The organism is Aquitalea palustris, from assembly GCF_003693445.1.
Lineage (GTDB): Bacteria > Pseudomonadota > Gammaproteobacteria > Burkholderiales > Chromobacteriaceae > Aquitalea > Aquitalea palustris.
In genome coordinates, this window is sequence record NZ_RFAR01000028.1 from 1 (window position 1) to 12354 (window position 12354).

The 12354-nt window shown below is 59.9% G+C and carries 12 protein-coding genes; 3 read left to right on the forward strand and 9 right to left on the reverse strand.

Annotation, left to right across the window (positions count from 1 at the left end; translation table 11 throughout):
• Positions 1 to 274, reverse strand: a 274-nt coding sequence (locus EAY64_RS20580) for a hypothetical protein (protein WP_233566476.1), incomplete at its 3' end; no start/stop codon positions are given.
• A gap of 21 nt (positions 275 to 295) precedes the next feature.
• On the opposite strand from EAY64_RS20580, the gene EAY64_RS08050 reads away from it, so the two are divergent.
• The gene (locus tag EAY64_RS08050; RefSeq protein WP_103524259.1) at positions 296 to 1693 is read left to right on the forward strand and encodes a 3'-5' exonuclease family protein; all 1398 of its coding nucleotides are present in this window, start codon (positions 296 to 298) and stop codon (positions 1691 to 1693) included.
• A gap of 3 nt (positions 1694 to 1696) precedes the next feature.
• Here EAY64_RS08050 and EAY64_RS08055 read toward each other — a convergent pair whose 3' ends face one another.
• The 6 genes from EAY64_RS08055 to flhB all read right to left on the reverse strand — a co-directional run bounded on the left by EAY64_RS08055 (position 1697) and on the right by flhB (position 9002).
• Positions 1697 to 2446 (reverse strand): flagellar motor protein, encoded by a 750-nt coding sequence (locus tag EAY64_RS08055; protein ID WP_103524260.1) that lies wholly within the window; start codon positions 2444 to 2446, stop codon positions 1697 to 1699.
• 165 nt (positions 2447 to 2611) lie between these two features.
• Complete coding sequence (locus tag EAY64_RS08060; protein ID WP_103524261.1) at positions 2612 to 3358, reverse strand: RNA polymerase sigma factor FliA; 747 nt, start codon at positions 3356 to 3358, stop codon at positions 2612 to 2614.
• Positions 3355 to 4236 carry a MinD/ParA family ATP-binding protein gene (locus EAY64_RS08065; RefSeq protein WP_226034201.1) on the reverse strand — a complete coding sequence of 294 codons (882 nt, stop codon included), beginning with the start codon at positions 4234 to 4236 and terminating at the stop codon, positions 3355 to 3357. Before EAY64_RS08065 ends, EAY64_RS08060 begins: the two co-directional genes overlap by 4 nt.
• Positions 4233 to 5738 carry a flagellar biosynthesis GTPase FlhF gene (gene flhF, locus EAY64_RS08070; RefSeq protein ID WP_103524262.1) on the reverse strand — a complete coding sequence of 502 codons (1506 nt, stop codon included), beginning with the start codon at positions 5736 to 5738 and terminating at the stop codon, positions 4233 to 4235. The genes EAY64_RS08065 and flhF overlap by 4 nt, the downstream gene beginning before the upstream one ends.
• A 6-nt stretch (positions 5739 to 5744) precedes the next feature.
• Entirely contained in the window at positions 5745 to 7829 is a 2085-nt protein-coding gene (flhA, locus tag EAY64_RS08075; RefSeq protein WP_103524263.1) for a flagellar biosynthesis protein FlhA, read from the reverse strand.
• A gap of 6 nt (positions 7830 to 7835) precedes the next feature.
• Positions 7836 to 9002: a flagellar biosynthesis protein FlhB gene (flhB, locus tag EAY64_RS08080; RefSeq protein WP_103524264.1), complete on the reverse strand. Its 1167-nt coding sequence runs from the start codon at positions 9000 to 9002 to the stop codon at positions 7836 to 7838.
• A gap of 181 nt (positions 9003 to 9183) precedes the next feature.
• Here flhB and EAY64_RS08085 point away from each other — a divergent pair, with 181 nt between their 5' ends.
• Together EAY64_RS08085 and EAY64_RS08090 are read left to right on the forward strand one after the other, a co-directional pair.
• Positions 9184 to 9978, forward strand: a complete 795-nt coding sequence (locus EAY64_RS08085; protein WP_103524322.1) for a thymidylate synthase — start codon at positions 9184 to 9186, stop codon at positions 9976 to 9978.
• Positions 9975 to 10472: a dihydrofolate reductase gene (locus EAY64_RS08090; RefSeq protein ID WP_103524265.1), complete on the forward strand. Its 498-nt coding sequence runs from the start codon at positions 9975 to 9977 to the stop codon at positions 10470 to 10472. The genes EAY64_RS08085 and EAY64_RS08090 overlap by 4 nt, the downstream gene beginning before the upstream one ends.
• A 68-nt stretch (positions 10473 to 10540) precedes the next feature.
• Here EAY64_RS08090 and EAY64_RS08095 read toward each other — a convergent pair whose 3' ends face one another.
• Positions 10541 to 11212, reverse strand: a complete 672-nt coding sequence (locus EAY64_RS08095) for a GntR family transcriptional regulator (RefSeq protein ID WP_103524266.1) — start codon at positions 11210 to 11212, stop codon at positions 10541 to 10543.
• 439 nt (positions 11213 to 11651) lie between these two features.
• A complete protein-coding gene (gene ubiG, locus EAY64_RS08100) occupies positions 11652 to 12353 on the reverse strand; it encodes a bifunctional 2-polyprenyl-6-hydroxyphenol methylase/3-demethylubiquinol 3-O-methyltransferase UbiG (RefSeq protein ID WP_103524267.1) in 702 nt (233 codons plus the stop codon).
• Position 12354: the final 1 nt, after the last annotated feature.

A 12354-nucleotide genomic window follows, 5' to 3' on the forward strand; every position in this document is an offset into this window, starting at 1 on the left:
CGTAGCCAAATACTCTATCCAACTGAGCTACGGGTGCACTGTCTCGAAAACGTTTTGTCTTTCGAGAGGGCGAACTATACAGATTCACTTTTTTCGTGTCAACACTGCGACAAATATTTTTTTGCTTTGCCAGTCGAAACGCGGGGCAGGGCTGTTGCGCCAGCCGCAGTGCGCCTTGGCGGGCGGGTTCGGCAAATGTTGGCTGGCCGTGTAAGATGGCGCTGCGGATCAGCCTTGGTGCTGAATCCATCCCCTGCCGGTTGTACCGGCCCATTTTTTTGCCCGACGAGACTGCATGCTGTTTGATATCCCCTGGGCCATTGTCGACCTGGAAACCACTGGCGGCCATATCGGTCGCGACCGCATCACTGAAATCGGTCTGATCATGCTGGATGGCGATCAGCTACGGCGCTATCAGACCCTGGTCAATCCCTTGCAGCCGATTCCGCCCTTCATCGAAAACATGACCGGCATCAGCAACGAGATGGTGCAGGCGCAGCCGCCCTTTGCCGATATCGCGGCCGAGCTGCTGCCCATGCTGCAAGGGCGTTTGTTGCTGGCACACAATGTGCGGTTTGATTACGGTTTCCTGCGTAACGAGTTCCGTCGTGTCGGTCTGCGTCTGCAATCGGCCACGCTGTGTACGGTCAAGCTGTCGCGCCGCCTGTACCCGCAGCATTTCAAACACAATCTGGACAGCATCATCCAGCGCCATGGCCTGCAATTGCCAGACCGGCACCGGGCGATGGCCGATGCCGAAGCCTTGTTACTGTTTTTGCAATCGGCCATGGCCGAACTGGGCGAAGAGGCGGTACAGCTGGCGATCAGTCAGGTGCTGGCGCAGCCAGACCTGCCGCCGGGGGTGGATGCCGCGCTGGTAGATGATCTGCCTGATCTGCCCGGCGTCTATACCATTTGGGGTGAAGAGGGCGCTGCGCTATATGTGGGGCGCGCCAGCAATGTGCGTGGCAAGGTGGTGTCGCAACTGGCGCAGGATGGCAAATACGGCAAGGACCCGTCGATACAGCGGCCTATCCGTCGTATCGAGTGTCAGGAAACCGTGGGCGATCTGGGGGCCCATCTGCTGGAGCAGCGTCTGCTGCGTGAACTGCAGCCCTTCTACAATCACCGCAGCCGGTTGGCGAACGATTTGTGTTCGATTCAGCTGGATCATGGCCAGGGTGAGTTCATGCGGCCGGCCATTGTCTATGCCGACCAGCTGGACTTCAGCCGCACGGCTGATCTGTATGGGCTGTTTCGCAGCCCGAAAGAGGCGCGCAAGGTATTGGCCGAAATCGCCAATGGCAACGGCTTGTGTCAGTCGGTACTGGGGGTGGAGGCACTGACCAGCCGCAAGGGCGTGGGCTGTGCGGGAATCAGCAGCGGGCGTTGCCGTGGAGCTTGCATTGGCAAGGAAGGGGCTCCGCAGCACAATATGCGGCTGATGCAGGCGCTAGCGCGTATCAAGGTCAAACCCTGGCCGTTTCCGGCTCCGGTGGCTGTGGTGGAAACCGACGAGGTCACCGGCGTGGCGGTCGAGCATGTTTTCGACCGCTGGTGCTATCTGGGTTCGCGTGCCACAGGCGAACAGGCGCTGGCTGGCACACCGAGCTTTGACATCGATACCTACAAATTGCTGGATGCCTACCTGAAAAAGCCGGCAGAGGGTAGCAGTCTCAGGTTGCTGGGCTAGCGCTTATTCGTGCATGGCCTGGAAGCTGCGCAGGCGGCTTTCGATGATGCGCGGATTTTCGCCATTGGCGATGGCAACCAGGCCTTCCACCACCATTTCCTTCAGGGCGATTTCGGCGGCGACCAGGTGCTTGAGCTTGTTGGCCACCGGCAGGAAAAACAGGTTGGCGGAGCCGACACCATACACGGTGGCGACAAAGGCCACGGCGATGCCAGCCCCCAGCTTGGATGGGTCCGACAGGTTTTCCATGACGTGGATCAGCCCCAGGACCGCGCCGAGAATACCCATGGTGGGGGCATAGCCGCCAGCCGACTCCCACACCCGTGCCGCCTGCTTGCGCGCATGTTCGAACATGCCGATTTCCACTTCCATCACCCCGCGCAGTACATCAGGTTCGGCACCATCCACCACCATTTGCAGGGCTTTCCGGGTGAACGGATCTTTCTGCTGGCCCACATAGCCTTCCAGAGACAACAGGCCGCCACGGCGGGCGGTCTGGCTCCAGTTCACCACTTCGCGGATCAGTTTTTCGTGGTCCTGCGGTGGCGGCTGGAAAATCCACTTGATCATGCGCATGCCAGCGACAAACTGCTTGGGCGTGCTTTGCAGCATGACGGCACTCATGGTGCCGCCAATCACGATCATGAAAGCGGTCAGTTGCAATAGGGAGCCAATATTGCCTCCCTCGATAGCCTGGCCCGCGATGATGGCCGTCAGACCCATGACGATGGCGATGATGCTGATCTTGTCCACGCTGAATTCCGTTATCTTTATCTGAGCAAGCGGATGGTTTCTTTGGCGGTTTCCGATGTGCCGCTATCGGATGTTCCGGTACGGCGCTCGCTTGGCCTGGCCTGTTCCGGAGGACGGAGCAGGCGGGTTTGTGCGAGCAGCGATGCACCAGACCGGCAACACGCGCTAGATCCATTCCTTCATTTTGGCCCGAATACGGGCAATAGCCTGGGTATGCAACTGGCAGACGCGGGATTCCGATACTTCCAGTACCGCGCCGATTTCTTTCAGGTTCAGTTCCTGCTCGTAGTACAACGCCATCACCAGCTGATCACGCTCGGGCAGAGTCTTGATGGCATCCACCAGGGCCTGGCGGAAGTCGCCGTCGGCCAGCACCTGCAGCGGGTTGGGGGCGTTGCTGTCTTCGATATTGGCGATGGCGTCATTCAGGCTTTCGCCTTCGCCATCGGAAAAATCTTCAAAATGCACCAGGCTCAGCCCTTTGCAATCGCCCAGCATGCCCTGGTAATCGTCCAGCTCCACCCCCAGCGCGGCTGCGATTTCCGATTCCAGCGGTGCGCGACCCAGCTTTTGTTCCAGCTTGTTGATGTTGTCTTCGATCTGCCGTGCCTGGCGGCGCGCCTGGCGCGGCAGCCAGTCCTCGCGGCGCAGCTCGTCCAGCATGGCGCCACGGATGCGCTGGCTGGCAAAAGTCTCAAACTGCACGCCCTGGCCGGGGTCGAACTGGCGGGCGGCATCAATCAGGCCGATGATGCCGACCTGAACCAGATCGTCCATTTCCACCGAGGCCGGCAGACGGGCCATCAGCATGCCGGCCAGCTTTTTCACTAGCGGCAGGTGGTTCTGTACATCGATTTCCGGGGCGGTGACCGCACCCGCATAGCCTTTGCGGCGTAGGGACGGCAGTGTCATCGGCGTTTTGCTCCATCGGCCTCGGCCCAGTCGCGCGAGGTGGCTATCAGCATGTCCATGAAGCCGGTGTCGTGGCGTTCGGTTTCCGGGCTGTCCCACTGTGGCAGTACTGCTGCCAGCTGGGCGAAGGCAGTAGCGGCTTCGCTATCGGGAAAGGCTTCCATCAGTGGGCGGCGCAGGGCCTGGCTGCGACGCACTGCATTGTCGGCCGGTACAAAGCCGACCCAGCGCAGTGAGACGCTGAGAAATTCGCTGGTGACGGCAGCCAGCCGGTTGAACAGCTCGCGTGCTTCTTCCAGATGACGGGCGCGGTTGATCAGCACATTGAAACGCTGGCGGCCAAAACCGGCGGACAGGCGTTTGATGTTGGCGTAGGCGCTGGTCATGGAGTCGGCGGCGGGGCTGAGCACCAGGATCAGGTTGTCCGCCACACTGGCGGGCACCGGGTCGGTGGCGGTGGCCGGGACATCGATCATCAGTACCGTGCTGTCACGTTCCAGTGCGGCAAATTCACTGCCCAGTCTTAACCATAGCTGGGCTGAGAACAGGGCGCGTTCTTCCGGGCGGGCATACAGGTTGATCAGCTGGATGCCCTGACGCGAGGTGGTCATCATTTCATCCAGCCCGCCGACGCTGACCATCTGGCTTTCCAGCGTGGCCGTGGTGGGGGTACCCAGGCGGCGTGCCTGAACCTGACCCAGGCTGCAGTCGACGACCAATGGCCGATGGCCGGCATAGGCCAGGCCCAGAGACAACTCGGTGACCAGTGTGCTGGCACCGGCCTTGTCCGAACCGATGAATGCAAAGCTGGGCGCACGGCTGGCCTGGGCGGAAAGACGGCGCAGACTGGCGGCCTGGTCTTGCATATTGCTGCTCATAACCAGCTGGCCTGAGCGGAGTTCATGATGGTCAGTTCATCACCTTGCAGGCTGAAGGGAGAGCCCGGTTGCGGCGCGCGCAGCGCACGGTCGACCAGGAAGGCTGCGTTGGCCGAGTGCAGGTCTTCCGGTACGCGCTGGCCATTGGTGATGTAAAACAGCTTGAGCCGGTTGCGGATGATCACATCCATGCTGGGGCCCATGCTGACAGCTTCGTCGATCTTGGACAGGATGCAGCCGGCCAGGCCATTGCCACGGTAGTGGCGCACCACGTCTTCCAGAGTATGGCCGTCGGCATTGGCGGCCAGCAACAGCAGGCGTTCCACCTGGCGGCCTGCGCCGCGGAACATTTCGATCTGGCCGGTGACGCGGGCATCGCGCTGGCTCATGCCGACGGTGTCGATGAACACCAGATGGCGGTTGGACAGATCGGCCAGGGTCAGTTGCAGATCGCCTTCGTTCTGGATGGAAAACACCGGAATGCCGAGAATCTTGCCGTAGATGCGCAACTGGTCCTGTGCGCCAATCCGGTAGCTGTCGGTGGTGATCAGCGCCACATGCTGGGCGCCAAAGCGCATGGTGGCATGGGCCGCCAGCTTGGCCACCGTGGTGGTCTTGCCCACGCCGGTGGGGCCGACCAAGGCATACACGCCGCCCTTGTCCATGATGTCGTGGTTGGCGTCCGCGCATTTCAGATTGTGCATCAGTGCCGAGCGTGCCCATTTGATGGCGATGTCGCCCTCGTACTGGGCCGGCATTTTTTCGATCAACTGGCGAATCAGGTTGGCAGAAAAACCCATGCCCAGCAGATGCTTGAACAGTTCGATGCGATTGGGGGTCTTGCCCTCCATGTCCGACCAGGCAAAGCTGGCCAGCTGGCTTTGCAGCAGGCTGCGCAGCAGCTTGATCTCATCGCCGATCTGCTTGAGTTCCTGCGCCATCACCTCTGGCTCTTCATCTTCCGCTGCGGGAGTCGCCTTGCCAGGTCGCGGCGTATTGCCGTTGACCGCCGGGCCGGCCGCCACCGTCTGCATCTTCACCAGCGATTCCGGCACCATGCTGGCGGGCGCTGGCCGTGCCGGAGGCGGCGTTTGCGGGCTGACGTTGAAATTGACGGCGGGGGTTTCGGCCAGTGATGGTTCGATACGCTGCTGTGGACGTGGGGCAGGGCTGTCGATGCGCGGTGGTGCCGGGCTTTCCAGCGGCTCCACCGGCATGGCATAGGTGCGGGCAATGGCACGGTTGGTGGCAGCGCTGGGCGCTACCGGCGCCGGTGGCGCCGGACGGCTGACAGCCGGCGCGTTACGGGCCGGGTGCTTGCTGCCAGATGTGGACAGATTGGTGGCCAGGTTGGCGACATCTGCATCCGCCACGGCCATGATCTCTACGCCGCCCCCCATTGTCGGGCGATTGGACAAGATGAGGGCGTCGGCACCCAGTTCCTCGCGGACCTGTCTGAGTGCATCACGTGTGGTTTTTCCGAAGAATTTTTTTACCACCATTGTTTATCAGCCCTTGCTTCCCCCGATTACCGCAATTATACGAATGGATTTATTGTCAGGTACTTCATTATGCGAGATCACACGCAGTTGTGGGAGAGCCCTTCTCAAGAATCGTGCCAGTAGTGGTCGCAAGCCCGGTGGCGTCAGCAATACCGGATTGTAACCTTGAATCTCCACTTGTTCGGCTTGTTGTGCAGCGCTGGACAGCAGGTTTTCGGCCAGACCGGGCTCCAGCCCGCCACCAGTCTTGGAATTGACCGCCTGTGACAGCACGTTTTCCAGTGCCGGATCCAGTGTCATCAGCGGCAGTTCGGTCTCGCCGGGGAACAGCTGCTGCACGATCACCCGCGCCAGCGCAGTCCGTACCGAGGAGGTGAGGTCGTCCACGTCCTGGGTGGTGCCGATGTGGTCGGCCAGCGTTTCCAGAATGGTGCGGAAGTCGCGGATATGGATGCCATCGGTCAGCAGCTGTTGCAATACCTTCTGCAGAATGCCGATGGGCACAATCTTGGGCACCAGGTCTTCCACCAGTTTGGGCGATTCCTTGGCCTGATGGTCGATCAGCGCCTGCACTTCTTCGCGGCCCAGCAGTTCTGCCGCGTGGGTTTGCAGCAGATTGGAAATATGGGTGGCCACCACGGTGCTGGAATCGACCACGGTATAGCCCATTTGCTGGGCCTCTTCGCGCTTGGCGGCGTCGATCCACACCGCCGGCAGGCCAAAGGCCGGGTCGGTGGTGGGCGTGCCGGGCATATTGCCATTCACCCGGCCGGGATTGATAGCCAGGTATTGCCCGATATAAGCCTCGCCCTGACCGATTTCCACGCCCTTGAGCAAAATGCGGTAGGCATTGGGCTTGATTTCCAGATTGTCGCGAATGTGGACAGCCGGAACCAGAAAGCCCAGTTCCTGGGCGATTTTCTTGCGGATGCCGCGAATGCGCCGCAAGAGCTCGCCATCCTGGCTGCGGTCTACCAGTGGGATCAGGCGATAACCCACTTCCAGTCCCAGCGCATCCACGTGCTGCACATCATTCCAGCTGACTTCGGCCATGGGCTGGTCGGGTGGGGCGGCGGCCAGTGCTTCCTGCTGGACCACCTTGGCGGCAGCTGCCTGCTCCTTCTTGTCCATGGTCCAGCCCAGAAAAGCCAGCAGACTGGCAATCAACAGGAAGGAGAAGTGCGGCATATTGGGGATGAGGCCGATCATGCCGATGACGGCTGCCGTGATGTACAGCACCTGCGGCTTGGCAAACAGCTGGCCGAAAAACTGCTCCGACATGTCCTTGTCGGTACCCACACGCGACACCACGATACCGGCGGCGGTGGAGATGATCAGCGCGGGGATCTGGGCCACCAGGCCATCGCCGATGGTGAGCAGGGTATAGGTCTTGGCGGCGGTGCCGGCGTCGAGGTCATGTTGCACCACGCCGACGATCAGGCCGCCGACGATATTGATGACGATGATCATGATGCCGGCCATGGCATCGCCGCGCACGAATTTGGAGGCACCGTCCATCGAGCCGAAGAAGTTGGCTTCTTCGGAAATGGTGGAGCGGCGCTTGCGGGCTTCGTCTTCACCGATCAGGCCGGCGTTGAGGTCGGCGTCAATCGCCATCTGCTTGCCGGGCATGGCATCCAGGGTGAAGCGGGCGGATACTTCGGCGATACGGCCGGCACCCTTGGTGATCACCACGAAGTTGATGATGGTGATGATGACGAACACCACGATACCAATGGCGACGTTGTCGCCGATCAGGAAGTGGGCAAAGGATTCGATCACCTTGCCGGCGGCATCCGGGCCGCTATGGCCTTCCAGCAGGATCACCCGGCTGGAAGCTACGTTCAGCGACAGGCGCAGCAGGGTGGTGACCAGCAGGACCGAGGGGAAGGACGAGAAGTCCAGCGGCTTGCGGACATTGATGCCCACCAGGAGAACAATCACCGACACCGCAATATTGAAGGTAAAGAACACGTCGAGCAGTACTGGCGGCAACGGCAATACCATCATCGACAAAATGAGGATGATGAGGATGGGGCCGGCCAGTTTGGTGACGTTGAACTGCTTCAGCTGGGTGAGGAAATTATCCATGCGGGATTACTGTCTCGCTTTCGGGGCCGCATCTTGCTGGCGTTTGCTTTCCGGGTCAAGGTCGGCGGGGACATCCAGCTGGTCCGGGTAGACCGGGGCCAGGCCGCCGCTGTATTCATAGGCTTTCAACTGGTAGACATAAGCCAGAATCTGCGCTGCCGCAGTATACAGCCTGGCGGGGATTTCCCGGCCCAATTCGCCATGGAAATACAGCGCCCGGGCAAAACTGGGCGAACGCATCACGGTAACCTTGTGTTCCTTGCCGCTTTCGATGATCTTTTCGGCCAGCTTCAACGTACCCATGGCGACAATCTGCGGTGCCTGCATGCCTTCTTCGTATTTCAGTGCCACCGCATAGTGGGTCGGGTTGGTCACAATCACATTGGCCTTGGGGATTTCTGCCATCATGCGCTTGCGCGCCGCTTCCCGTTGCAACTGGCGGATACGGCCCTTGACCTCGGGCGAGCCTTCCATTTCCTTGTATTCCTGCTTGATCTCTTCCTTGGTCATGCGCAGTTGCTTGTGGTAGTTCCACAGCTGGAAAGGCACGTCGATCACCACCAGCATCAGCATGGCGGCGGTGACGGTGAAGAAGGTGGTGATCAGCATGTCGGTCATCTTGATGATGCCCGTTTCCAGTGGCATGGACAGCAGGCCCAGAATGTCGGTGCGCTCGCGCCAGATGATCCATACCGCCACGCCGCCAATCAGCATGCTCTTGAGAATGGCTTTCAGCCCTTCGGTGGCGGAGTTGAGCGAGAAAATGCGCTTGATGCCGCTGGCCGGGTTCAGCTTGGTCAGCTTGGGTTCCAGTGGGGCCAGCGTGAAGTTCCAGCCGCCGATCAGGATGGGAGTGGCCACCGCCACCAGCGCCAGCCCGCCGAATATGGGCATCAGCTGCCACAGCATGGAGAACAGCGCTTCCTTGAAGCGGACGATGGCCGGCTCGGCCTGCTGTACCGTGTGCTGATCAAAAATCAGCAGCTGCTTCATCATCAGCATGATGGCACCGGCCAGCTTGCCGCCCAGTGTCATCAGCAGTGCGACTCCGGTCATGGTGATAGCGAACGTGGACAATTCCCGCGAGCGCGGGATATTGCCGTCGTCCCGCGCGGTTTGCAGCCGTTTGGCTGACGCGGGTTCGGTCCGTTCGAGATCGGAATCTTCTGCCATTGAGCCCCAGTTTTCTGACGTTGTATTTTAAAGCGGATGGTAGCGTATGCCGGGGGCGGCCGGCCAGTCCGATTTGGCATCATGGTTATTGCCCCTGCTGTTTATACAGCTCGGGCGGCAGGGGCGACGGCCTGTGGCTGCCTGCGGTACAATCGGCGGATTCTTATGGATGGATGGCAGCATGCAACAGTACCTCGACCTGATGCGCCATGTGCTGGAACATGGCCATGACAAGTCCGACCGCACCGGCACCGGCACCCGCTCGGTATTCGGCTACCAGATGCGTTTCGACCTGCAGCAGGGTTTCCCGCTGATTACGACCAAGAAATGCCATCTGCGCTCCATCATTCACGAACTGCTGTGGTTTCTCACTGGCGACACCAATATCCGCTATCTGAAGGAAAACGGGGTATCAATCTGGGATGAGTGGGCCGATGAAAATGGCGACCTGGGCCCGGTGTACGGCTACCAGTGGCGCAGCTGGCCGGCACCGGATGGTCGCCATATCGACCAGATCAGCAATGTGGTGGAGATGATCAAGCGCAATCCCGATTCGCGCCGTTTGATCGTTTCTGCCTGGAACCCGGCGCTGGTGGATGAAATGGCGCTGCCGCCGTGCCACAGCCTGTTCCAGTTCTATGTGGCGGATGGCAAGCTGTCCTGCCAGCTGTATCAGCGTTCGGCCGACATCTTCCTGGGGGTGCCTTTCAATATCGCATCTTATGCCTTGCTCACCATGATGGTGGCGCAAGTGTGTGGCCTCAAGCCCGGCGATTTCGTGCACACGCTGGGTGATGCCCACCTGTACATCAATCATCTGGAACAGACCCGCCTGCAGCTGAGCCGTGAACCGCGTCCGCTGCCGCAGATGAAGATCAACCCGGCGGTGACCGATCTGTTTGCCTTCACTTTTGACGACTTCACGCTGGAAGGCTACGACCCCCATCCACATATCAAGGGAGCGGTGGCGGTATGAGCAAGCCTGTACTGACGCTGGTGGCCGCCATGGCCAGCAATCGGGTGATCGGCATCAACAACACCCTGCCCTGGCATTTGCCTGAAGACCTGAAGCATTTCAAGGCGGTCACGCTGGGCAAGCCGGTGCTGATGGGGCGCAAAACCTATGATTCGATTGGCCGCCCGCTGCCGGGCCGGCGCAATATCGTGATTACCCGTCAAGCCGACTGGCAGGCTGCCGGTGTGGAAGTGGCGCACTCACTGGAGCAGGCGCTGGAGATGGCGGCCGACGTGGCCGAGGTCTGCCTGATCGGTGGGGCCGAGCTGTACCGGCAAGCCATTGCTGCAGCCGATTGCCTGCGGCTGACGGAGATTGCCCAGCCCTTCGATGGTGATGCGCATTTCCCAGCGTTTGATCGGCAGGTCTGGCAGGAGGAGTCGCGCAGCGAGCATTGCAGCGAACAGGGGCTGGCTTACGCTTTCGTCGATTACCGGCGACGCCATGCCAGCTAGGCAGAAGCTGATCCGACCATGAAAAAAGCTGCGAATGATTTCGCGGCTTTTTTCATATGGCTAGCTACTCAGTGCTGGCTGCCCGCCAGAGCCTCGGCAGATTTCTGTGCCAGCTTGCTATAGTCCTGGCCAAACTCGGCCACCATGATGCGCAAGCGCGTGGTATCGCGGGCGATGATGGTTTTCAGCAGGTCTTCCAGAAATTCCTGGGTACGATCCATTTGCGATCTACCGGCACGCAGGATGGCGTAGAGGCAACGCTGGGTCAGCGGCAGCAGGTCTTGCAAGGCCGCGCTCATGTAGCGGTTGCTGGAGAAATCGTACAAGGCCCGCAGGAATTCCACGCCGCTATCAAAATAGCCGGGCATGTCATCCTGGCGATGGCATTCGGCCAGCTGCGTCATCAGCTCGAAAAAGCGTGCCAGATCGTCGTTTTTCCAGTTGCTGGCCAGATTGCTGACCACCCGGTCCAGCAGCATGAACCACAGCTCGAAGAAGTCGCCTACATCCTGGCCGGAGATGCTGGATACCACGGCACCACGGCGCGGAAAGATTTCCACCAGATGACGCCGCTGCAGAATCAGCAAGGCTTCCCGTACCGACCCCCGGCTGACCTCAAGTTCGGCGGCAATGCGCAGTTCCTGTATCCGCTCGCCCGGTGCCATTTCTCCCTGGATGATCTTTTTGCCAAGGTATTGGGCTATCTGTTCCGTCAGCGAGTCGTTGGCCTTGAACGTCATCGGCGTCTCCATTATCGAATATTATTATTTTCATATATATTGGCCTGCACGGCAATTGGAATGTGGAATTGTCTGGCAATTGGGCTGTCGGGCAAGGGGATGAGCTTAGGCAAAGCCTGTTGCATTTTGACGATATTTCTAGGCTTTGTTAGGGAAATCCCTTGTCTGTATTCGGAATAGGCTTTAGGATTAAAACGCTTGTTTGAAATGGCTGACACGAGGAATGGGGCTATACAAACTTGCCTGAGGCAAGCAGTGCACCTGAGGGTGCGGTGTGTTTTCTCACAATCTAGCGGGTTGTTTACCGGTCCTGGACCGGGGGATGATTGGGGCCTTCGCTGCGGCGAAGGCCTTTTTTTATCGGTATCGATGCTGCGGAAAAAAGAAAACCCCTGGCCGGCTTGGAGCAGGGCAGGGGTCTGGCGCTGGTGTGCTGTGTTTACAGCGCTGCGCGGCGGGTGGCCATCAGGTAGTTGACCTGGGTGTCGTCGCCCAGCGCATAGATGCGGGTCAGCGGGTTGTAGCTCATGCCGCTGACGTTGCCGATTTCCAGCCCGGCATTGCGTGCCATTCGCGACAGTTCGGACGGCTTGAGGAAGCGGGCATATTCATGCGTACCGCGCGGCAGCATGTTAAGCACGTATTCGGCGCCCACCACCGCCAGCAGATAGGCCTTGGCATTGCGGTTGAGGGTGGAGAAGAATACCCAGCCACCGGGCTTGACCAGGCGCGCGCAGCTGCGTACCACGCTTTCCGGGTCCGGCACATGCTCCAGCATTTCCATGCAGGTCACCACATCAAAGCTGCCTGGTGCTTCGTCGGCCAGTTCTTCCACCGCGATGCAGCGGTATTCCACGGCCATGCCCGATTCCAGGCTGTGCAACTGAGCCACTTTTAATGATTTCTTGGCCAGATCAATGCCGGTGACCTGCGCGCCACGCAGGGCCATGCTCTCGGCCAGAATCCCGCCACCACAGCCCACATCCAGTACTTTCAGGTCCTTGATGCCGGCAAAGTCGTCGATATAGTCCAGCCGCAACGGGTTGATTTCGTGCAGCGGCTTGAATTCGCTGTCCTTGTCCCACCACTTGTGGGCCAGCTGGCTGAATTTGTCGATTTCCAGTTCGTCTACATTACTCATT

What these genes read in the sequence shown, in the direction of transcription:
- EAY64_RS08050 (WP_103524259.1), top strand. Translation starts at nt 296, where the DNA reads ATGCTGTTTGATATCCCCTGGGCCATTGTCGACCTGGAAACCACTGGC.
- EAY64_RS08060 (WP_103524261.1), bottom strand. Translation starts at nt 3,358, where the DNA reads ATGACACTGCCGTCCCTACGCCGCAAAGGCTATGCGGGTGCGGTCACC.
- EAY64_RS08065 (WP_226034201.1), bottom strand. Translation starts at nt 4,236, where the DNA reads ATGAGCAGCAATATGCAAGACCAGGCCGCCAGTCTGCGCCGTCTTTCC.
- flhF (WP_103524262.1), bottom strand. Translation starts at nt 5,738, where the DNA reads ATGGTGGTAAAAAAATTCTTCGGAAAAACCACACGTGATGCACTCAGA.
- flhA (WP_103524263.1), bottom strand. Translation starts at nt 7,829, where the DNA reads ATGGATAATTTCCTCACCCAGCTGAAGCAGTTCAACGTCACCAAACTG.
- flhB (WP_103524264.1), bottom strand. Translation starts at nt 9,002, where the DNA reads ATGGCAGAAGATTCCGATCTCGAACGGACCGAACCCGCGTCAGCCAAA.
- EAY64_RS08085 (WP_103524322.1), top strand. Translation starts at nt 9,184, where the DNA reads ATGCAACAGTACCTCGACCTGATGCGCCATGTGCTGGAACATGGCCAT.
- EAY64_RS08090 (WP_103524265.1), top strand. Translation starts at nt 9,975, where the DNA reads ATGAGCAAGCCTGTACTGACGCTGGTGGCCGCCATGGCCAGCAATCGG.
- EAY64_RS08095 (WP_103524266.1), bottom strand. Translation starts at nt 11,212, where the DNA reads ATGACGTTCAAGGCCAACGACTCGCTGACGGAACAGATAGCCCAATAC.
- ubiG (WP_103524267.1), bottom strand. Translation starts at nt 12,353, where the DNA reads ATGAGTAATGTAGACGAACTGGAAATCGACAAATTCAGCCAGCTGGCC.